We start from the raw sequence: 21,478 nt of genomic DNA on the forward strand, positions 1-21,478 counted from the left end.
CTTTTTTTTAGGATTTAGCCCTTGATTGTGCTAAACTACTATATGACTACATAAAACAAGGAGGATTCATTATGAATTTAGTCCCTACAGTTATTGAACAATCATCTCGTGGTGAACGGGCCTATGACATTTACTCACGTTTACTGAAAGACCGCATTATCATGTTGAGCGGACAAGTAACAGACGATATGGCAAACTCTATTATCGCTCAATTACTTTTTTTAGATGCACAGGATTCTGAAAAAGATATTTACCTTTACATCAACTCACCAGGTGGCAGTGTGTCCGCTGGCTTGGCGATTTTTGATACAATGAATTTCGTTAAAGCTGATGTACAAACTATCGTTCTTGGTATGGCTGCTTCAATGGGAAGCTTCTTATTAACAGCTGGCACAAAAGGTAAACGTTTCGCATTACCAAATGCTGAGATCATGATCCACCAACCACTTGGTGGAGCACAAGGACAAGCTACTGAAATCGAAATTGCTGCGCGTCACATTTTGAAGACACGCGAACGCTTAAACAATATTTTGTCTGAACGTACTGGTCAACCGATCGAAGTTATCGAAAAAGATACTGATCGAGACAACTTCATGACCGCTGAAGAAGCAAAAGCTTATGGTTTAATTGATGAAGTAATGGAAAACAAAGGTGCACTAAAAGGATAAACTTATTAAAGCTGAGGCCCTGTGCCTTGGCTTTTTTTGTTGCAAGAAAGTCTTCGTAAGGCTGGATATCGATGCAGCAAAAAAGCGAGCAGTTCGCCTACTCGCTTTTTTGTGAACGTCCCGTTTGATAATCAATCGTTACGCCTTCCTGAATATTATAGATGAACACGTTGAAGGATAATTCATCATCTTCAACACTTTGAGCTTCCATTTGAACACCTCGCGCTACTAATTCTTCCCCGTCAAAATAAGGAACTACTCGATAACGCACATGATTGTTGGTCTCCTTTAAGTATTCAGCTACCTGATTTTCATATACTGTCATTCCTGGTGAATTCAGGCTTCTAGTTGCAGTCATCAAATTTTTTAAGTTGTTGTTTTCACCGGTTAGGCGAAAAGCAATTAGATGTGCTCGATTATAAAGAGGCTGGTCTTGATAGAATTTTTGCTGCCACCCAGTTGGCTTAATATACAGTCGTTCACGTTCTTCTTCTGGAAACAAGCTCTTATGCAGCATTCCATCCGCTTGCCCGACTCGGTTTAAACTATCTAAATCAGAAAAATGAGTCCCAATAGACATTTCTAAATCTTCTTGGGTAAAGTCTGGTTGATTATGATTTAGTTGAATGACTTGATTTTCACCATCATAAGCGGGAATTTCAGCTAATTGGCTGACTTCTACATTTTTTACCGTATTGTCTTCAAAGAACTCCTGTGTATACAAGCCATATAAAGCAGCGATAAGTATAACAATGCTAGATAGAATCTTTACGGGAGTCTGCTTTTTGCTCTTTTTTGCGATTGTGCCTCATCTCCTACTTGGTTTTTTGCCAAATTTCTTTGATTGCGGGTACATTTCCCAACTCAGTCAAATTGCTCGGCATAATAACCGTGTTGCTGTTGTTTTCTACCACATGTTTGAACGCTTCGATTCCCAGATAAGCAATCATTTCTTCCGTTAAACCACTTTCAGAGATCGCTTGATTGATCTCCTTAATTCGCATTTTTTCAGCTTCGGTGATCAACTTGATCCGTTCAGCTTCAGCGACTGCATCCATTTTAGTCCGTTCTGCCCGTGCTTGAGCATCGATTTTAGTTTGCTTTGCTCGTGCTTCAGCATCAATCTGCATTTCAGAGGCTTTAGCTTCTGATTCTAAGATAACTGACTGTTTTTTTCCTTCCGAGATAGTGATTAAAGACTCTTTATCCCGACTGGCGGTAATTAGTTTGTTCATGGAATTAATAATCTCATCAGAAACAGAAATTTCGCCGATATTAATTCGGTCGATGGATAACCCATAACCTGCTGTGATATCTTTCACACTTTCGTACAAGCTTAAGTTGATTTCTTCCGTGCCATTTAACACTTCATTCAATTCCATTTTACCAATGATTCCACGCAAATTAGATTGGCAGTCTTGAATCATTGATGTAACAGAATCTTCATTGTCGTAAACGAAAGCCCTGGCGTCGGTCACATGATACTTGATGGCTTCATCAATTTCAACAATTACATTATCACGGGTAATTACACTTTGTGGATCAATCTGAATTGGGGTCTGCTTTAAAGAAACACGACGACGTACATGATACAATATTGGGATCAAGAAATGCAAGCCAGGTTCTAAAGACCGGTCATATTTCCCGAAACTTTCTACTACTTTTACTTCTCCTTGCTGAACAATAACTACCATTCTTGAAACGACAAACAATACTACTGCTACTAACAGTATAAATAGAATAATATTAAAAATTATCAATATAGTTCACTTCACTTTCTGCTTTTTCATTATTAACTACAACCAATAACTCACGACTCGTAAAATCGGTCACCTCTAACATGCTGCCTGCCTCTGGTCTGCCTTTTATAACTTTATAATCGTACCAGCTGCCTAATATGCGTACATTTCCTAATAGCTGGTCATTTTTACTGCGAAAAAAAGTTCCGATTGTCTTTTGCATTTGATAATCCGCCATTGTTCATCTACTCCTTTTATTTAGTATACCAAAGAATTTTCACGAAAATATTCTTTTTAAAAAAAATATGTAATTGCGTATGGCTTTACTTATCATTAAAAAGTATCTACCATGAAGGAAACGAGGTGGAAAAAATGGAACAAGCAAATAAACGACAATGGTGGGGCTTGCTGGTGATTCCCATCGAATTTATTATCGGGCAATATCTGCTGCCGCTGCTCCCGATTGAAAACAATCCAAAATTAGGGCTGATTGTATCAACACTGCTCTTTGTATCCGGCTTTGCTGTGATGATTTATCTATTCAAAGATTTTTTGAAAGCCCAATGGCAGCTGTATCGGCATAAACTGTTCTGGCGCTTATTGATTAGTATGGTGCTGGTGGTTGGGGCGTTCATGCTCTTACAGCTGGTTCGCGGCATCATTCCGGCACACTTGTTAACGGTTGAAAGTAGTGGAACTGATAGCGGTGGTGCTCAGCTTTCGGCTGGTTGGATGCTATTAGCAGCCATCACGCCCTTTATTGCACCATTTGCTGAAGAACTGACTTTCCGTTACTTATTGTTGGGGAAATTTACCAATCGACTGGTTCGCGTAGTGATGCTCTTTGTACAAGGAATTTTGTTTGGCCTGATTCATATCAATAATTTCAGCGGTAATGTGTATGCCACGATTCCTTATATGGTGATAGGTGTTTATTTTGGGGTGATCTATCTGCTGTTCAAAAATATTTGGGGATCGATCATTGTTCACTGGATGTTTAATTCCATTAACTCAATTTTGCCGGCTTTATTCTTATTTATCCTTAGTTTCTTTGGGATATAACTAGCAAATCTCTTGCAGACGGCTGATATCCTTAGCTTGCCTATACGAAAACATGCTGACCGATTGCGGCAGCATGTTTTTTTCGTTCTATTTTTATATAAGAACATACCGCTTAAGAGACTTTATAGCCTTTACGACTAGCGATAATCATATTCGCTAGAAAGTTCAACCAAAAAAGAATGCTGACAATTCGGCTGATTGGCTCGTCTTGAAAAATAAAGACAAAACCTAAGGCAAAATTTACAAGTCCCAACCAAAAACTTTCTTGCTTTACGACTTCTTTTTCCCTAAACATACAAACGTCACTCCCCTTCGTTTTCTTATAATGATACGCTCTTTTTCTCAAATCGGCTAGTTTTCGCAATAAAAAAAAGACCAGCAAATTGAAATTGCTGGCCGAATACCTATTAAGCGGGTGACGAGAATCGAACTCGCGACGGAAGCTTGGGAAGCTTCTGTTTTACCACTAAACTACACCCGCAAAGGACACTACAAAGTATAACGCTTATTATTTAATTCAGCAAGTCTAATTACTGCTCAAACAGAATCATTGACTTATTCAGCCTCAGCCCTTACCTTTTTAAATAAAGGAGTGTTTTGTATGGATAGACTGGAAACAGTTCTCAAGGCCATTGAAACTGAGACAAATGTCGTCGTATTCATCTCCTCAAAAAATTGAAGTATTTGTCATGTAGATGAGCCTCGCGTGCGAGGAATAGCAGAAAAACAGGAGATTCCCTATTACCATTTAGATATACTAGAAGAGCCAGAAATAGCCAGTTACTTTGAGGTCTTGACGGTGCCGGCAGTGATGGTCTATCATTGCGGTCAAGAAGCTTTGCGTCAAGCACGATTTATCGGGCATAAACAAATTAACGAACTATTGGAAAAGCTGCCTCAGGATGATGAACCCGTCGATTACGATCAGCTTTTCAACTAAAATTATGGATACAAAAATCGGAATCAGCAACCTGATTCCGATTTTTGTATCTATTTTATCCTTCGTAATTATGATGCAAGAAATAAATCAATGTTTGCAATTCATTGGTTAAATCAACACTTTGAATAATTACATTATCTGGTGCGGATAAACGTGCAGCTGTAAAGTTCAAGATTCCTTTAATGCCAGCTTTTACTAACTGGTCTACCACTTGTTCGGCTTCTTGCGCTGGAATCGTTAAAATCGCGATCTCGATGTGCTGCAGCTTGATTTGTTCTACCATGCTGTCCATTGGATAAACTGGAATGCCGTCAACGATGCGTCCGACAATATCTTCTTTGATATCAAAGGCACAGCTGACCCGGATACTGTTGCTCTGGTGAAATTTAAATTTCAACAAGGCACTGCCTAAATTACCTACCCCAACCAATGCAACATTGGTTAATTGATCGTCGTTTAGGATTTTGCCGAAGAAGTTCATTAAGTCTTCCACGTCATAGCCGTACCCACGTTTTCCTAGTTCTCCAAAATATGAAAAGTCGCGGCGAATTGTCGCACTGTCGACTTGAATTGCATCACTTAATTCTGTTGAAGAAACCTTGGTTTTTCCAGCAGTATTTAGAATACGCAGATAGCGATAGTATAAGGGCAATCGTTTAACAGTCGCTTTTGGTATTGCTTGATCTTTCACAATATCTCCCCTTTACACAAAACTTGTTAGTCGTTACAGACCCTATAATATCAATAATTCGCTAGTAATTGCAACGTCTCTGCTCAAATAATTGTGAAATAATCACGAATCTTTAAGAAAGATGGCCCAACCCTCACCAGAACAAGAAAAATATGGTAGACTAGTACCGTTCCCAGATTAAAAAATAAGGAAGATTTCTATGCTATTATTACAAGCCAATCAAATTGCTCGCTACTTCGGTGCCGAGACATTGTTCGAAAATATTCATCTAGAGGTTAACAGCCGCGGCCGCATTGGTTTAGTCGGGCGCAACGGGGCTGGTAAATCGACCTTACTGAAAATTATTGCTGGCATTGATCCGCCTGATGCCGGCCAAATTACGAAAAACAAACAAGCGACTTTAGGCTATTTGGCTCAAGATACAGGATTAGCTTCCTGTGAAACCGTCTGGAATGAAATGTTAAAAGCCTTTGCCTCCGTTATTGCAATGGAAGAACGGATGCGAGAAGTAGAAAAACAGATCAGTCATGCAGATGCGCCAGATTCCAACTACGACTCATTAATGAAGGAATACGATCAGCTGCAGCATGATTTTAATGAAGCAAACGGCTACGGCTACGAAAATGAAATCCGCAGCGTGCTGCATGGATTCAAATTTGATGAAAGCTTTTACGACAAACCGATTGACACATTGTCAGGCGGTCAAAAGACCCGTTTAGCCTTAGCCCGGATGCTGTTGGTTCGACCAGATATTTTGATTTTGGATGAGCCCACCAACCACTTGGATATTGAGACCTTGGCCTGGCTGGAGGATTATCTGCAAGGCTATACTGGTGCCTTGCTGATTGTTTCTCATGACCGCTACTTTTTAGATCGGGTGGTAAACGAGATTTACGAAATTTCTCGCCGTAAGATGACTCATTATAAAGGGAATTATTCCCGCTATCTTGATTTGAAGGCGGCGCAATTATCCAGCGACTGGAAAGCCTACGAAAAGCAGCAAGCCGAGATTGAAAAACTAGAAGACTTTGTGGCCCGCAATATAGTTCGTGCTTCTACTACCAAACGAGCACAAAGCCGCCGCAAAGCCTTGGAAAAAATGGATCGGATAGACCGGCCGGACGGCAAAGAAAAATCTGCCCATTTTATGTTTGCCCTTGAAAAAGCTTCCGGCAATGTGGTCTTGCAATTGGAAGAGGCCGCCATTGGCTATGACAATGAAATCCTTTCTGAACCAGTCAATTTGGATGTTCGTCGCCAGGATGCCATCGCATTGGTCGGGCCAAACGGGATCGGCAAATCCACCTTGCTGAAGTCTTTGATTGGACAAATTCCTTTCATTAAAGGTGAACCGCATCTTGGAACCAACGTTTCGATTGGTTACTACGACCAAACACAGGCTGAGCTGAGCGGTAACAAGACCATCTTGGCTGAGCTATGGGATGAACACCCGACCACTCCGGAAAAAGATATCCGTACAGTTTTAGGCGGCTTCTTATTCAGCGGCGAAGATGTGGAAAAAACCATTCCATTATTAAGCGGTGGTGAGAAAGCTCGAGTTGCCTTAGCGAAGCTGTCGATGGATCGGGAGAACTTTCTAATTCTCGATGAGCCCACCAATCACTTGGACATCGACAACAAGGAAGTGCTGGAGAATGCCTTGATTGATTATGAAGGTACCCTGCTGTTTGTTTCTCATGACCGCTATTTTATCAATCGGATCGCCACTAAGGTGATCGAATTGTCACCTGAAGGCAGCAAACTGTATTTAGGCGACTATGATTATTATTTAGAAAAGAAACGTGAAGAAGAAGAACTGGCTGAACTCTTAGCTGAAGAATCAGCCGAAGCGGCTCCTCCGCCAAAGAATAAATTTTATCAAGATAAAGAAACCCAAAAACTATTGCGCAGCTTGCGACGCAAAGTTGAAGCAATCGAAGAAAACTTGGCGAAATTAGACACGCTGATTGCTGAACTGGAATCAGCGATGGTGCAACCAGATGTTTTAAACGATCATGTGCGTTTAATGGAATTGACTCAAGAATTGGAACAACACAAAGCCGATCAGGAAACTCAGATGGCTGAGTGGGAAGAATTGAGCTTGGAGTTAGAAGAAATGGACGAAGCTACATCTTAAGTCGGATGACACTTTCTGCCTGTTAGGGTTTAATAGGATTGTGGAGGTGTACCTCATGAAGAAAAGGAAGAGTGTGCTCCCTATTTTACTGGGGAGCTTTTTAATTATAGCCAGTGCCTGCATTTTTGCCTTGAGAGCGCTGAGTGAACGTTCGCCCACCGTCTCACCGGCTTTTGCCGACGATGCCAATCGTCATTTGAGTGAACGGGGACAAGACATGACCTTAATGCTGCAAACCGATCCTCAATGGGCGGCTACCCCTTATGGCAGCGGCTCTGATTATAATGACATAGCCACCAACGGCTGTGCCATTACTTCCTTGGCGATGGTTTTGTCTTATTATCAAAAACGGGTCGTTTTACCGACTGAGATTCTCGGCTGGTCGCAGGATCGTTATTATGTCAGCGGTCAAGGTACAGCTTGGTCGATTTTTCCTGACTTCGCTGCTACCTATCAGCTTTCTTATGAAGATCTAGGTCTTGATGCGGGCCGTATTCAAGAACGCCTGCAGCAAAATCAACCGGTAGTGCTATCGGTGAATCCCGGTGAGTTTACCGGCGTCGGTCATATTATGGTGATTAAAAAGGATGTCGCCAGTGATCAAATTATTGTCTATGATCCCAACGACACGCCTGAAAAGCATCACTATCAAAATTCTTACAGTCTCGATTATATTTTGAGCCAAAGCGCTAATGCTTGGGCCTTTGCTCCTTAATAAAGGCTTCGTAAACTCGCCCAGCTTTGGAGCACCGATAAATGTACTGTTCCACATCAATGCGGCTTACGCAATCGTTGTGTCTCACAGCAACAAGACTAAACTTTTGATAAACTGCCAAGAAACACAGCGATCACAGGAGCTGATGTTGATTGGTACCTACTTGGTGCTCCTCAAGTTTCTCAAAAGTTTCGCTTATTGCCGACAAAGCTAGTTTGGGAAGCCGGACACCGTTAGCGTAGTTGAATAAGTTGCCTTGTTAATCACTTATACTTCCAATAATTGCTATAAAAAGCCGCCACGCGATATTTTGCGTGACGGCTTTTTCAAGGGGAAAAAAGATTTGATCTAGGGATACGTATAATATAACTTACAGACTTGAACATTCATTGATGATTTTCAGAGAATTTTTGAAAAAGTTTTAAAGAAAGTTTGAAGGACAGATTCATCCCCGCTCATTTTACCTGCCCCTCCCGCCTGAAATCTCCCTTCTTCCGCTTACTAAAAATGATACAATTACTTATAAGAAGAAAAGTCTGATTGGAGGTTCCTTATGAAGAAAATTTTGTTAGTTGAAGACGATCTGACTTTGGCCAAAGGAGTTGCTCTCTCCCTGCAAAGTCCAACTATCGAAGTAAAGAACGTCGACTCCCTGAAAAGGGCTGAAAAATGTTTAGCGGACGAAGCGTTTCATTTGCTGCTTTTGGATATCAACCTTCCCGATGGCAATGGGTTGGAGTTTTGTCAAAAAATCAAGCAGCAGTTGAGCCTTCCGATTATTCTGCTCACTGCTCGCGATTTAGAGGTGGATATAGTTTCCGGTTTTTCTGTCGGTGCGGATGATTATGTCACTAAACCTTTCAGTTTAGCCATTTTGCGTGCGCGGGTAGAGGCATTATTAAGACGATATGAGAAATTAACTGTTGATCAAAAAAAGTTTAGTTTCCTAAATGCTACGTTTAATTTTGTTAAACAAGAATTTTTGATTAACGATACAGAGATCCCTTTTAGCAAAATCGAACAAAAGCTGTTGCAAAAGTTTTTCGAAAATCTGGGAATTACCTTAACGCGGGAGAGCTTGTCACAAGCAGCCTGGCAGCTGGAGGCAGAATTTGTAGAAGAAAATGCCCTTTCAGTCGTCATTAAGCGACTGCGTTCAAAACTAACTAACTGCCGCGATTTGAAGATCGTGACTGTTTACGGCATTGGTTACAGAATGGAGCGGCACTATGATTAATCTTTTACTGATTGTTTTAGCTGTGATCATTGCTGGTATTGGTCTGCACCATTATTGGCTGGCAAAGCAAACACTCCACAAGATGGATCGACTGCTGGATGCGGCCATTGATGGTCAAAGGATTCAGGAAAATTTTGTTGATTCCTATGATGAGCGGATTGTCAAAAAACTGAAGAACTTTGTTGACAGTCGCGAGCTGTTGACTAAAAGCACCACCTTAGAAAGTCAGAATATCCATGAGCTGATTGCCAACATCGCCCACCAGACAAAGACGCCGATAACAAACATTTCTATGTTCAGCGAGCTGCTAAAAGAAACGGCAGATCCCGAACAGATTCACGAATACATTGATGACATTAATCAGCAATCACAAAAATTAAAGCATTTGATTGAGGAACTGATGAAAACTTCTTATTTAGAAAATCATCTGATCAAAACTGTGCCTAAACCAAACAGCTATTCAGATTTAATCACAGAATCAATCGAAGCCTTTCAGCAGTTGGCCAGCCAAAAAAAGATGACGTTCCAAACCGAAATAGCTTCAGAAGTTTGTGGTTATTTTGATGAGCAATGGTCAAAGGAGGCCTTAGGAAATTTACTGGACAACGCCATCAAATACGGCGATGAAGGTTCCGTCATTGACGTTCGCCTCAAAGAGCTTGAATCTTTTGTTCAAATTGACGTTTCCAATCAAGGGCCAGCGATTTCTGAAGCATTCCATGGCAAGATTTTCCAACGATTTTATCGCGATGAAGCTGCCAAAGTTACGGAAGGCTTAGGGATTGGTCTTTATTTAGTGAGAGAAATTATGCAGCTTCAAGGCGGATTAGTAAGGGTTGAAACACAAGGCGACCGGAATACCTTCTCTTTATTTTTCAAAAAGTAAAATCTGTCACAGGTGAAAGATTTGAGACAGATTGTGGACAGATTGATTTGCTATCGTAGAGCCATAAGGAGGGATTGACATGATTATTTTACAAGCAAAAAATCTCAAAAAATACTATGGCCGCGGAGCAAACCAAGTGAAGGCACTAGATGACGTATCGATGACTGTGGAGCAAGGCGAATTTGTCTCGATTGTGGGAACCTCCGGCAGCGGGAAATCCACCCTACTCCATTTATTAGGTGGTTTAGACACTCCAACTGCTGGCGAAGTCTGGATCGAAAAGCAAAATATTTACCGTTTATCAACGGATGAACGAACGATTTTTCGCCGCCGAAAAATCGGCTTTATCTTCCAAAGCTACAATCTGCTGCCGATGCAAAATGTTTATGAAAATGTGACTTTGCCGATTCGTTTAGACGGCAACCAGGTAAATGAGGGTTTTATTGATGACATCTTATTCTCCTTAAACTTGATGGATAAAAAGTTTGAAATGCCGCAAAATCTTTCCGGCGGTCAACAGCAGCGGATAGCTATTGCTCGTGCTCTTGCTACTAAACCAGCAATCATTTTTGCCGACGAACCGACTGGTAATTTAGACAGTAAAACGACGATGGACGTCTTGGCCTTGCTGAAAACCAGCAGTGAAAAATTTGGCCAGACGATCGTGATGATTACCCATGAGGTGAGCGTGGCACAACTAGCCGACCGCATCGTTCGGATTGAAGATGGCCGGATTAAAGGCGGTGGCGCATCATGATTAAAAATGACAACCGTGCAATTATTCGTGATCTGGTCAAAGGACAGACCAAAGCTAATAAAGGTCGAAATCGCTTACTACTGACAGCGACGATTTTAGTCGCCTTTATTTTAACTGCGGTCACCAGTATCGGGGTGAATTATTACCAGTCTGTTCAAAAGCGGGAGATTGCTCGGTCCGGTGCCCAGTATCATGGTTCCATTAACGGTCCAACTAAAACGCAAATTACTACTTTAAAAAACGACGAAAAAATCCAAGCAGTCGGCTTATTATCTACCTCAGGTACTGTTCTTGCTTCAGACTTTGAAACCAGTGACGTGAAACTGCTATGGGGCGATACCACTTACTGGCAGCAACAAAAAATACCGGCAATCATTACAATGAAGGGCACTTATCCTAAGGAAAAAAACGAGCTGCTGCTTTCAAAAAAAGCCATCACCAAACTAGGACTGCCCGATGACTTGATTGGTAAGGAAATCTCGTTGAAAATTGCTCAATACAGTGGCGAGGAAGAAGTTTTACCCTTCAAAATCACCGGAATTTATCAAGACTATACGAATAAAGCGGAAGCCTTTGTTTCTGCGCCGTATTATCAGGAGTTTGGTATGCCTCAAGGGGATTTAGGCAGCACCCGAGCCTTACTTACCTTAACCACCCCTTTTTATTTTGAGAAGGATTTAGAAAACCTGGAAAACAAACTGCAGTTGCGGAACCGCCAGTGGGTCTCCGTTGATACCGAACGAGCGGCCATACTTCTTCGATCGCTTTTGGCTTTGCTGCTGATCGGTCTGGTTATTGTCATCTGCTCTTTTCTCGTGATTCACAATGTGCTGTACATTTCGATTCGCAATGACATTCACTATTACGGCCTGCTGAAAACCATCGGCACCACGGAAAAACAAATCAAAAGCCTGATTAATCGGCAAGTGATCCGTTTATCCACTGTTGGCATTTTCATCGGACTGTTGCTGGGGGCTTTTGTTTCAGTCGCATTATTGCCCAAAGTTATTGAATTTATGTCTTATCAACCCTACGAAATGACCAGCACGAATCTTCCGCTGATTTTTGTGCTAGCTGCCGGTTTTACCTTTGCCACTGTTTATTTCAGCAGCTTCACAGCGGCCAGCGAGGCGGCGAAGATTTCTCCCGTGGAAGCCACTCGCTATACTGGCGTGACGTTTCGGAAAAAATTCCTGAACAAAAAAGACGGCAGCAAACCTTACTTGATGGCTTGGCGCAACGTCTTTCGCAGCCGCAAACAGGCATTGTTAGTTTTACTCTCTTTGTTTTTAGGAATGACCGCCTTTATTACTGTTAGCAGCTATAATCAAAACAATGACGGCAAACGCATACTAACCGCGCTAAACGTCAACGACATGACCCTGACCAATAAAACGACGACTGAACTTCCGGGTGAGCAGGTTTTTACGGACGAACTGCTAAGCGATCTCGCAGCAATCGAAGGTGTCAAAGCCATTCATCCGGTATCCGCAACCACCTTATCAATTGATCCCCAGAAAAATTTGGCCCTGCAAAGTTACGTTGATGAAGCGCTGGATGTTTTTTGGGCAGCCACTCCGGAAGCTGGCAAAGAACTAATGGTAGAAAGTCCGGAAAATTTTCTAGGGGTGCTGAAAGGAATAGACGAAGCTTCCTTCAAAAAAGCCAAAGCTGCCGGAAAGCTGAAAATAACTACCGAAGATTTTCTCATCGGAAAAGCAGCAATCGCCAATTCCTTGTATATGCTGGAAGAAAAATTCGAAGGAATCCACCAGCTGAACTATGAACTGGCACAAGCAGAACACCTATTAACGATTGGTGAAGTCACCTCAACAACCGTAATGCCTTCTTCCCCATTAAGCGGATTTTATCCGACACTTTATGTCTCTCAAAAGCATTTTGACGAACTAGTGGGTGATGATCCCTATATTGACGCCCTGACAATTGATTATCAAACTTCTTACCACCAGCAAACCGAGCAGCAGTTAAGAAAATTGTTGGCGGACCATGACCTGATTGATGTAGAAAGCAAACTAGCTGTCTATCAAGACATGGCTCGCTCCGAATCCCAAATCAAAGGGATGGGCCTGGTTTTAGTTGTGATTTTGATCGCTTTAGTGCTGATTAATTTCATCAACACCATTACCACCAGCATTTTTAATCGTTCAAAAGAGTTCGCACTGCTGGAAAGCATCGGGATGACGACGGGGCAGCAAAAGAAAATGATGGTTATGGAAGGGGTCTATTATTGGTCAATTTCCAGCTTAATGGTTTTAGGCTTAGGCTTTCCGATTGCCTTTGCGGTCTTTCATAACACCAACGACTACCACATGAATTTTCTTTTCCCATGGAAAGCCAGCCTCGTGATTTGCTTATTGGCCTTAGTTCTCTGTGTTGCTTGCCCAATAGCCGCCTATACCTTCATTTCTAGAAAATCCATTGTGGAACACATCCGAAACTAAGCAAAAACAGTGTGCCCAAAAGAATCCGGCACACTGTTTTTGACTTCCTATACTTTACAGCCTAAGCTTTTTAGATCCAGCCAAATTTCCGACAGGCGTTAAAAATCCCGTCATCCACATTTGCTTGAGTCACGTAATCAGCTTTTTCCTTTAACGCTTCCGTCCCGTTGCCCATTGCAATACTGGTCCACTGGGGATGGAACATTACCAGATCATTAGTGTCATCACCAAAGACAACCACATCTGCTAAATTCCCCTCCAGCATTTTTATCATTTCTACAATTCCGCTGTATTTATCATCGTATTGAAACATCAAATATTCCGGGACGAAGCGCAAGTTCCCCAATGTATCCTTCAAGGTTAACTTGTCTTCTTCCTCCTTAGGAATCGAAAGATAAATTTTATAAATCGCATCCAGCTGATCCACATCTAACTCAGGATCAAACACATACTCGGTTTCTTCCTGACGCTCGCCTACCTGCTCCCGGAAACGATCATTCTTAGCCCACACCTTGATGGAATCATCCAGCATCAATAAAAACCCATAGCCTAAATCTTCCGCCTGATGAATAATCCCTCGAGCCTTTTCGGTGTTCAAGGGCTTGTTGTGCAAAAGTTTATGCTGATAAACTAAGGCACCGCCACCGGCACAAACCATATTTTCCAAGCCGATCTCTTCCATAAAAGTAACTGCCTTGTAATGAGCCCGACCTGTCGCAATTGCCACAAAGTGTCCGTTTTCCTGCAGCAGCTTCAGTGCTTCTACAGCACTTGGCACAACTTGATTGGTTTTCCGATCAGTCAAGGTACCGTCGATATCGAAAAAGAAATATTTTTTATTCAAATAACTCGCTCCTTTTTTTTGCTATAAACCAGACAGATAAATCCCGCTCTGCCGTCCTATTTCATCGCTATTATAGCACGAAACCATTCTTTAAATTTGGCAATATCCTGCTATTATCCTCCCATAATTGACTAATATTTACAGATTGTCGAAGTTTTTTTTAAATTACCCTTGACCTAAAGTTAGGTTCAGGTGCTAGTATAAAAATGTAAACAGAAATCAATTAACCAAGAGGAGACGATCAAATGAAAAACACACAAGCGATTACACAAGAATGGGATAAAGTATTCCCAAAAAGTGACGAAGTAAATCATCGCAAAGTATCTTTTATCAACCGTTACGGCATTACCTTAGTTGCCGATCTATACGAACCAAAAAATGCGGAAGGAAAACTAGCTGCGATTGCCATCAGTGGCCCCTTTGGCGCAGTGAAGGAACAATCATCTGGTCTTTACGCACAAACCTTAGCCGAAAGAGGCTTTCTAACCATTGCCTTTGACCCATCATTTACTGGTGAAAGCGGTGGAACCCCTCGCTATGTAGCTTCTCCAGACATAAATACAGAAGACTTTCAGGCAGCAGTGGACTTTTTGTCAGTTCAAGAAAATGTTGATCCAGAAAGAATTGGTATTTTAGGTATTTGTGGTTGGGGTGGTATGGCCTTGAATGCAGCTGCTATTGACACAAGAATTAAAGCAACCGTTACTTCCACTATGTACGATATGACTCGAGTAAATTCCCAAGGCTACTTTGATGCTATGGATGAAGAAGCACGTTACGAAACACGAAAGGTATTAAATGCACAAAGAATTGAGGACTTTAAAAACGGTGAGTACGCAAGAGCTGGAGGGGTAGTTGATCCTCTACCGGATGATGCACCTTTCTTTGTGAAGGATTACTTTGATTATTACAAAACGGATCGCGGATATCATACTCGTTCACTAAATTCCAATGACGGATGGAATGTTACTTCTTCACTGTCATTTATGAATATGCCGATTCTGCAATTCAGCAACGAAATCCGCAACGCTGTTCTGATGATTCATGGTGACAAGGCTCACTCTTGCTACTTTAGTGAAGATGCTCATAAAAACTTGCAAGGTAACAATAAAGAATTGATGATTATTCCAAGTGCTTCACATACCGATCTGTACGATCAAATGGACATTATTCCATTTGACAAAATCACTGAATTCTACAATAACTATTTAGCCTAAGTCCTGATTATTTGATTTCCTGAAATCTTTTATCTATTGTAAATCCTCAATGGATAAAAGATCTTTTTTGAACAGCAATCGATAAAACAATAAAATTTACTTTCCCTTATCCTAAAGCTGTCTTTAGGTGGTAAACTGGGATTATAGCTAAAATTGAGGAGTGTGGATAATGGAATACACAATTGGTGAAGCTGCTAAACGGTTTAACCTGAACATATCAACCCTTAGATATTATGACAAACAAGGTTTAATACCTAACCTGCAAAAAAATCAAAGCGGCAATCGGATATTCGATGAGAATGCCATAACCTGCTTAATAACGATCGAATGCTTAAAGGAATCAGGGATGTCATTAAAAGAAATAAAAACATTTATTGATTGGTGTAAAGAAGGTGACCTTTCTTTAGAAAAACGATTAGAAATGTTTCTTCAGCAGCGTAAGGCAGTTGAAGCACAGATCAAAGAATTAGAGGATACCTTAGCCTATATTGATTTCAAGGTTGGCTACTATACCCAGGCGGTAAACGATGGCACAGAACAATACGTCAAAGAATCAATGATCAATCCTCGACTTTTTGAAACAGTTCATTAAAAAACAGGGAACTCTCCTAGTGGCCTAAAAATGTTAACTTCTTAGAACCACCAAAGATTTCCCTGTCTTTTTTATTTCGCTAATTCAAATGTATCTTGAGCAATTTTTAACTCCTCGTTGGTTGGAATCACCATGACATAGACTGGCTTTCCATCCTGCTGAATAAACAAGTCGCCGGATTTATTGCGTTCGTCATCCAGCTTAATTCCTAAGAAATCCAGCTCCGAACAACACATTTCCCGAACCTTCTCAGCATTTTCACCAATACCAGCGGTAAAGATTAACACATCAATTCCACCCATTTCAGCAGCATAGGCGCCAATCGTCGTTTTCACCCGATTGGTAAAAATATCCAATGCCAGCTGTGATTGTGTATCCCCTTCACTCGCCCGTTTAAGAATATCACGAGAATCATTGGAGGTTCCGGATACCCCTAAGAAGCCAGATTGCTGATTCATCATTGCTTCCAACGCATCAGCATCCATCTTTTTATTCTTCATCAAATAAGTCAGAATAGACGGATCGATATCGCCGCAGCGAGTTCCCATCATTAGACCAGCTAAAGGGGTGAAGCCCATACTAGTATCAAAGGATTGACCATTTTTTATGGCACAAATACTGGCACCGTTTCCTAAATGACAGGAAACAATTTTCAAATCTGTCAGTTTTTCCCCAAGCTCTTTAGCAGCTTCTTGGGCTACAAACTGGTGACTGGTTCCGTGAAATCCATATTTACGGATACCGTCTTCCTCATAGTAAGTATAAGGAATCGGATAAACATAATTTTTTTCCGGCATGGTTTGATGGAAGGACGTATCAAATACTGCAACCTGCGGTGTATCAGGCAAAGCCTTTTTAAAAGCCCGAATCCCGACTAAATTAACCGGATTGTGCAAAGGCGCTAATTGACACAGCTTATCAATTCCTTGTTCTTCTTGAATGCCAATGACACAGGATTTGGGAAATTCTTCGCCTCCATGTGCTACACGATGTCCTACACCCTTTAGTTCTTCTAATGATTTTAGAACTTTCTTCTCAATTAAAAACTTTAATAAAAAGTCGACTGCTTCTTTATGGGAACTAATGGACAATTGTGTTGTTTCCTTGGCTGAATCAGTTGAATAGCCAAAGACTGCATCATCATTACCTCCAAGCCTTTCAAAAAGACCCTTTACTAATAACTTTTCTTCTGGCATCTCAAAAAGTTGAAATTTTAACGAAGAACTGCCCGCGTTTATGGACATAATTTTGTTTGGCATTCTTTCACTCCTAACTTAAGGCTTTTACTAATAATGTTGCAATACATGCACCAACGATTGGGCCTACGATTGGAATCCAAGCATAACCCCAGTTAGCAGAACCTTTATTAGGGATTGGAATCAATGCATACATCAAGCGTGGTCCAAAATCCCGACAAGGGTTGATGGCATAACCAGTGGTTGAACCTAATGACAGACCAATACCAACTAATACAAAAACTAAAATCAACGGTTGTAATCCTGGAGGAATATCCGCTGGCATCAATTGAATCGCTAACACGAAGAAGCAAGTAGCAATAATTTCACTAATCAAATTAAATGGTGTGTTTTCGATCGCAGGACCTGTAGCGAAAATACCTACAGAATTTCCCTCTTCAACTGTTGTTGCCTGAAAATGCGGCCAGAAATGGATCGCAGCAATAAGCGCACCCACAAAGGCACCAGCAACTTGGGCAATGATGAAAGGAATAACCGACGAGAATTCAAGAGAGCCTGCCACAGCAAACCCGATCGTAACAGCCGGATTCAAATGTCCTGGTGACCCAAAGTAACCACTGGCAAGAACCCCCAGCATAACCGCGACACCCCAACCAAATGCTACATAAAGCCAATTGGAGCCCGCATTTTTTCCAAGTGCACCCTTCAAACTAGTTGAGCAACCAACTCCTGAACCAAACAAGATTAAAACCACTGTTCCAAAAAACTCGCCAAATACTGGATTATTCATTTTGTAATCCTCCTTCGATTATACTATTTTGGTATAGACACTTATCAACTCGGATTCATTTGCTGCAATCGGGTTAAAAGGATAGGTACTGTCCTTTAAGGCGTTTTGGGCAATGATTTGTGCTCGCTCCATTGCAACCTTGCGTTCAACCCCAAACTCCTGCAGCGACATCGGACAATCAACTTTTTTACATAAATTAGTAATCGCTTTAATTAACTTAGTGACTAACAGTTGTTCATTTAGCGAAGAATTGCCTAAGCCCATCTGAACGGCAATTTTTGCATAAGTTCTTCTAGCTTCAGGATCTTTTGCATTGAAATTAACAACATGTGGCAACAGCATCGCATTGGCCAAACCATGAGGAACCTTAAATTGTCCACCTACTTGATGGGCAATTGCATGATTGATGCCCAAACCTGCAGCATCAAAAGCCAGCCCTGCTAAGCAGGAAGCTTCGTGCATTTTCTTTCTGGCATTCAAATTTTCACCATTATTATAGCACGCTTCCAAATAGGTTAAAACATAGCGTACGGCTTTTTCTGACAACGCATCAGTATAGGTGGTGCGATTTTTAGCCACTAGTGCTTCTAGGGCATGAGTCAGCACATCCAATCCACTGTAAGCAGTTACAGTTGGCGGGCTGGACACCACTAGCTGTGCATCCAATAATGCTTCATCGGGAATCAAGCGACGATCGAATACCGGATATTTAATTTTTTCCTTATTATCAGTAACAACCGAAGCGCTGGTTACTTCAGACCCGGTTCCACTAGTGGTAGGTATCGCTATAAAACGCTTCACCTTATCGTATCCTGAAACCAGCATCGTAAACAGCATCGCCTTCGCCGTATCAATTGCGGATCCGCCACCGACTGTTACTAGCACAGTCGGTTGATGATCCCGCATTCTGGCAACACCCTCTGCCACGATTTCGATTGGCGGATCAGGCACGATTTCCGAGTAAGTTGTTACTTCATTTTTCTTTTCCAAGTGTACCAGCACCTTTTGCAGATTCTCACTGCCAATTAAAAAGGGATCACACACTAAGCACACTCGTTCACTTTCAAATTGTTCTAGACGGGAAAGACAATCTTCGCCTGTAAATATTTGTGGTACCATTTCCCATTTTTTCAAAAATTGTCCCTCCTATCGAATTGAAAAACCATCAGTTAATACACAACGACGACGACGAGCAAAATCCTTTGCCGTTGTCGTACATTCGCCTGTCGGTGTGGCGATTGTAAAGGTCGCTGCTCCTTCACCGCCAAAGCCTAAACCAGCATATGATGGTCCATTTTTAACAAAAATAGACGTCTGGAATTTCTTGGCAGCTTTGTTTAAACGACCAATGTTTTGTGAATGCATTACGGCTGTGTGCAGCAAGCGTTGTTCTACTTCTAATCCAACACACAAGGCTTCATCAAAATTCTCAGTCGTTACAATTGGCAGAATCGGCATCAGCATTTCCTTCACCACAAACGGATGATCCTTCGGCACGTTCATAATAATCACCCGCACATCATAATCCACGGCAATTCCTGCTTCTTGTAAAATGTAGCTGGCATTTTTTCCGATAAATTTCCGACTAGGACTGCCGTTTTCAGCAATCGTCATGTCCACCAATTTTTGAATAACTTCCGGCTCATTTACGTAATAGGCACCGTTCTTCTCCATCTGTAAAATCAGATAAGAAACAATGTCTTTTACTGCGATGACACTTTTTTCGGCGATACACAAAATATTGTTGTCAAATGAGGCCCCCGCAACAATATCAGCTGCCGCTTTTTCAATATTTGCCGTTTCATCAACAATAGCTGGTGGATTGCCCGCTCCAGCTCCAATGGTTTTTTTGCCAGAAGTCATTGCTTGGTGTACAACCCCTGGTCCACCTGTGACAACTAATAACGCCACATCTGGATGCTTCATTAATTCTTGCGCTGCTTCAATCGAAGGCTCGTTGATGGTCACAATCATGTTTTGAATTCCACAAGCATCATAAACAAGTTGGTTTAGTTTTTCGATTGCTTGCTTGCACACATTTTTTGCACCTGGATGAACACTAAAGAATACAGAATTCCCAGCAGCTAGCATCCCAATTGCGTTACACACCAGCGTATCAACTGGATTGGTGCTTGGTGTTACCGCTCCGATAACACCATAAGCAGAAAGCTCGTAAAGCGTCATCCCGTTGTCACCAGTCTCTGCCTCTGTACGCAAATCTTCTACTCCAGGTGTCTTATTAATCGCTAATGTTAGTTTTGCGACCTTGTCTTCAAAGCGGCCCATGCCGGTTTCATCTAAAGCTGCCTGCGCATACTCATCGATTAACGGTCGCATGCCACAGCGAATACTTTCGATCACCTTGCGTCGCATTTCTAATGAAAGCTCTTCATACTTTTCTTGCGCTTTTTTCGCAGCGGAAACCGCCTCATTAACGGTGCCAAATACACCAGCCTGAATGATTGGTGCACATGCACGGTTAGGTTCCGCAACATATTCTTGGACTAAATTCTTTATGAGTTCTTTCAATTTATCATCTTGCATAATCCATCTCCTCGATACAGGCTAATCCAGCTTTTGCGATCTTTTGATCCTCTTCCACCGAACCACCGCTGACACCAATACCGCCGACGATTTTGCCCTCTTTATCAAAAATTGGAATTCCTCCACCGAAAGTAACAATGTCGCCATCGGTAACCGTCTCCAACTGATAAAGGTCGCCGCCAGGATTGGCTACAGCACTTAATTCGCTTGTTGCTGTTTTCATGGCAACTGCTGTATAAGCTTTTCTCTTAGCTAACTCAATGCTAGCTAACAACGAATCCGGCATTCGATAGCTGAAAATCAGGTGTCCTGCCCCATCAACCATGCACATTGTCACTGCAATGCCCAATTCCTCGGCTTTTTTTACACACGCATCACCGATTTTCCCTAAAGCATCGATATCATCAGCAATCTTTCCGCCACCTAATGCTTCTTTATAGCGAGTAAAGATTTTTTCCACCAGCTCATTTTGCTGCTGATTAAAATCCTCCACCCGGGCAAAGATATATAGACAATCAGAAAGGCGGTTAACAAATTGCAATAACTCAGGGCGAACCTCAACTTCCTCTGCCAGCTCAGTTAAGCGCCGCTCCCCTCTGCGACAAATCGTGCGGGCAACATGCATCTGTGCACTAGACAAGTATTGTCCAGGTAAGATAAAGGTATGAATCTCAGGTAAAATGGATAAATAGTTGTCGATCCACTTCTCCAGCTGGGCTGTATCTTCTCTATCAATTAATGTACTTCTTGAAGACAATTTTTGAGTGTCTTCAGAGGTTGCAATCTCAGCGTTTAAAAGAAACAACTTTTCCTGTACCCACGTCAGCATCTCCGTTAACTCTGAGGTAAAGAGCTGCTTTTGAGCAACACTAACCTGGGCAATACATTCATCAAATGTTCCGTACGTATCGACTCGTAGCGAGTATTTTTTCACGCGAACACTATCAAATAAGCTGGTTGTTCCTTCATCGCCGGTTTTCGTATAAATACTCATTGGCTAA

Annotated in this window: 22 protein-coding genes and 1 tRNA gene; 11 read left to right on the forward strand and 12 right to left on the reverse strand. The window is 41.7% G+C overall.

The genetic code is table 11. The features are described from left to right. Positions 1 to 71: 71 nt before the first annotated feature. Positions 72 to 668, forward strand: a complete 597-nt coding sequence (gene clpP / locus IGI42_RS04200; protein ID WP_438714462.1) for an ATP-dependent Clp endopeptidase proteolytic subunit ClpP — start codon at positions 72 to 74, stop codon at positions 666 to 668. A 97-nt stretch (positions 669 to 765) separates the two neighbouring features. Here the strand turns inward: clpP and IGI42_RS04205 are convergent, their stop codons facing one another. Genes IGI42_RS04205 through IGI42_RS04215 form a run of 3 tightly spaced genes read right to left on the reverse strand, consistent with a single transcriptional unit; the run spans position 766 to position 2,645 of the window. Further along, the gene (locus tag IGI42_RS04205) at positions 766 to 1,470 is read right to left on the reverse strand and encodes a DNA/RNA non-specific endonuclease (protein WP_438717009.1); all 705 of its coding nucleotides are present in this window, start codon (positions 1,468 to 1,470) and stop codon (positions 766 to 768) included. 13 nt (positions 1,471 to 1,483) lie between these two features. Continuing rightward, positions 1,484 to 2,428, reverse strand: a complete 945-nt coding sequence (locus IGI42_RS04210; RefSeq protein WP_438714463.1) for an SPFH domain-containing protein — start codon at positions 2,426 to 2,428, stop codon at positions 1,484 to 1,486. Next, complete coding sequence (locus IGI42_RS04215; protein WP_438714465.1) at positions 2,415 to 2,645, reverse strand: hypothetical protein; 231 nt, start codon at positions 2,643 to 2,645, stop codon at positions 2,415 to 2,417. Before IGI42_RS04215 ends, IGI42_RS04210 begins: the two co-directional genes overlap by 14 nt. Before the next feature lie 134 nt (positions 2,646 to 2,779). Here IGI42_RS04215 and IGI42_RS04220 point away from each other — a divergent pair, with 134 nt between their 5' ends. Beyond that, entirely contained in the window at positions 2,780 to 3,469 is a 690-nt protein-coding gene (locus IGI42_RS04220) for a lysostaphin resistance A-like protein (RefSeq protein ID WP_438714466.1), read from the forward strand. A gap of 112 nt (positions 3,470 to 3,581) precedes the next feature. On the opposite strand, the gene IGI42_RS04225 is transcribed toward IGI42_RS04220, so the two are convergent. Together IGI42_RS04225 and IGI42_RS04230 are read right to left on the reverse strand one after the other, a co-directional pair. Next, positions 3,582 to 3,764 (reverse strand): hypothetical protein, encoded by a 183-nt coding sequence (locus IGI42_RS04225; RefSeq protein ID WP_438714468.1) that lies wholly within the window; start codon positions 3,762 to 3,764, stop codon positions 3,582 to 3,584. Positions 3,765 to 3,879: 115 nt separating this feature from the next. Then, positions 3,880 to 3,950 (reverse strand) — tRNA-Gly (locus IGI42_RS04230). A gap of 225 nt (positions 3,951 to 4,175) precedes the next feature. On the opposite strand from IGI42_RS04230, the gene IGI42_RS04235 reads away from it, so the two are divergent. After that, positions 4,176 to 4,409, forward strand: a complete 234-nt coding sequence (locus tag IGI42_RS04235; RefSeq protein ID WP_438714470.1) for a thioredoxin family protein — start codon at positions 4,176 to 4,178, stop codon at positions 4,407 to 4,409. Between the two features lie 55 nt (positions 4,410 to 4,464). Here IGI42_RS04235 and IGI42_RS04240 read toward each other — a convergent pair whose 3' ends face one another. Beyond that, complete coding sequence (locus IGI42_RS04240) at positions 4,465 to 5,100, reverse strand: redox-sensing transcriptional repressor Rex (protein WP_438714471.1); 636 nt, start codon at positions 5,098 to 5,100, stop codon at positions 4,465 to 4,467. A 199-nt stretch (positions 5,101 to 5,299) separates the two neighbouring features. On the opposite strand from IGI42_RS04240, the gene IGI42_RS04245 reads away from it, so the two are divergent. The 6 genes from IGI42_RS04245 (at position 5,300) to IGI42_RS04270 (ending at position 13,294) form a co-directional block, all read left to right on the forward strand. Continuing rightward, entirely contained in the window at positions 5,300 to 7,237 is a 1,938-nt protein-coding gene (locus IGI42_RS04245; RefSeq protein WP_438714473.1) for an ABC-F family ATP-binding cassette domain-containing protein, read from the forward strand. A 55-nt stretch (positions 7,238 to 7,292) separates the two neighbouring features. Further along, positions 7,293 to 7,952 (forward strand): C39 family peptidase, encoded by a 660-nt coding sequence (locus tag IGI42_RS04250; protein ID WP_438714474.1) that lies wholly within the window; start codon positions 7,293 to 7,295, stop codon positions 7,950 to 7,952. A gap of 553 nt (positions 7,953 to 8,505) precedes the next feature. Continuing rightward, positions 8,506 to 9,189 (forward strand): response regulator transcription factor, encoded by a 684-nt coding sequence (locus IGI42_RS04255; protein WP_438714476.1) that lies wholly within the window; start codon positions 8,506 to 8,508, stop codon positions 9,187 to 9,189. After that, the gene (locus tag IGI42_RS04260; protein WP_438714477.1) at positions 9,182 to 10,075 is read left to right on the forward strand and encodes a sensor histidine kinase; all 894 of its coding nucleotides are present in this window, start codon (positions 9,182 to 9,184) and stop codon (positions 10,073 to 10,075) included. Before IGI42_RS04255 ends, IGI42_RS04260 begins: the two co-directional genes overlap by 8 nt. 79 nt (positions 10,076 to 10,154) lie before the next feature. Beyond that, the gene (locus IGI42_RS04265) at positions 10,155 to 10,832 is read left to right on the forward strand and encodes an ABC transporter ATP-binding protein (protein WP_438714478.1); all 678 of its coding nucleotides are present in this window, start codon (positions 10,155 to 10,157) and stop codon (positions 10,830 to 10,832) included. Beyond that, complete coding sequence (locus IGI42_RS04270) at positions 10,829 to 13,294, forward strand: ABC transporter permease (RefSeq protein WP_438714480.1); 2,466 nt, start codon at positions 10,829 to 10,831, stop codon at positions 13,292 to 13,294. The genes IGI42_RS04265 and IGI42_RS04270 overlap by 4 nt, the downstream gene beginning before the upstream one ends. Before the next feature lie 70 nt (positions 13,295 to 13,364). Here the strand turns inward: IGI42_RS04270 and IGI42_RS04275 are convergent, their stop codons facing one another. Continuing rightward, positions 13,365 to 14,138 (reverse strand): Cof-type HAD-IIB family hydrolase, encoded by a 774-nt coding sequence (locus tag IGI42_RS04275; protein ID WP_438714482.1) that lies wholly within the window; start codon positions 14,136 to 14,138, stop codon positions 13,365 to 13,367. Positions 14,139 to 14,383: 245 nt separating this feature from the next. Here IGI42_RS04275 and IGI42_RS04280 point away from each other — a divergent pair, with 245 nt between their 5' ends. After that, on the forward strand, positions 14,384 to 15,355 hold the full coding sequence (locus IGI42_RS04280) for an alpha/beta hydrolase (RefSeq protein WP_438714483.1): 972 nt from the start codon (positions 14,384 to 14,386) through the stop codon (positions 15,353 to 15,355). A gap of 169 nt (positions 15,356 to 15,524) precedes the next feature. After that, positions 15,525 to 15,947, forward strand: a complete 423-nt coding sequence (locus IGI42_RS04285) for a MerR family transcriptional regulator (RefSeq protein ID WP_438714484.1) — start codon at positions 15,525 to 15,527, stop codon at positions 15,945 to 15,947. Between the two features lie 71 nt (positions 15,948 to 16,018). Here IGI42_RS04285 and IGI42_RS04290 read toward each other — a convergent pair whose 3' ends face one another. The 5 genes from IGI42_RS04290 to IGI42_RS04310 are packed head-to-tail and all read right to left on the reverse strand — an operon-like array spanning position 16,019 to position 21,471. Beyond that, a complete protein-coding gene (locus IGI42_RS04290) occupies positions 16,019 to 17,206 on the reverse strand; it encodes an acetate/propionate family kinase (protein WP_438714485.1) in 1,188 nt (395 codons plus the stop codon). A gap of 10 nt (positions 17,207 to 17,216) precedes the next feature. Next, on the reverse strand, positions 17,217 to 17,933 hold the full coding sequence (locus IGI42_RS04295) for an MIP/aquaporin family protein (protein ID WP_438714487.1): 717 nt from the start codon (positions 17,931 to 17,933) through the stop codon (positions 17,217 to 17,219). Between the two features lie 18 nt (positions 17,934 to 17,951). Further along, entirely contained in the window at positions 17,952 to 19,067 is a 1,116-nt protein-coding gene (locus IGI42_RS04300; protein WP_438714488.1) for a 1-propanol dehydrogenase PduQ, read from the reverse strand. 12 nt (positions 19,068 to 19,079) lie between these two features. Then, positions 19,080 to 20,477 carry an aldehyde dehydrogenase family protein gene (locus IGI42_RS04305; protein WP_438714489.1) on the reverse strand — a complete coding sequence of 466 codons (1,398 nt, stop codon included), beginning with the start codon at positions 20,475 to 20,477 and terminating at the stop codon, positions 19,080 to 19,082. Next, a complete protein-coding gene (locus IGI42_RS04310) occupies positions 20,467 to 21,471 on the reverse strand; it encodes a cob(I)yrinic acid a,c-diamide adenosyltransferase (protein WP_438714490.1) in 1,005 nt (334 codons plus the stop codon). Before IGI42_RS04310 ends, IGI42_RS04305 begins: the two co-directional genes overlap by 11 nt. Between the last annotated feature and the right edge of the window lie 7 nt (positions 21,472 to 21,478).

The organism is Enterococcus sp. AZ109 (genome assembly GCF_051714625.1).
Taxonomy (GTDB): domain Bacteria; phylum Bacillota; class Bacilli; order Lactobacillales; family Enterococcaceae; genus Enterococcus_A.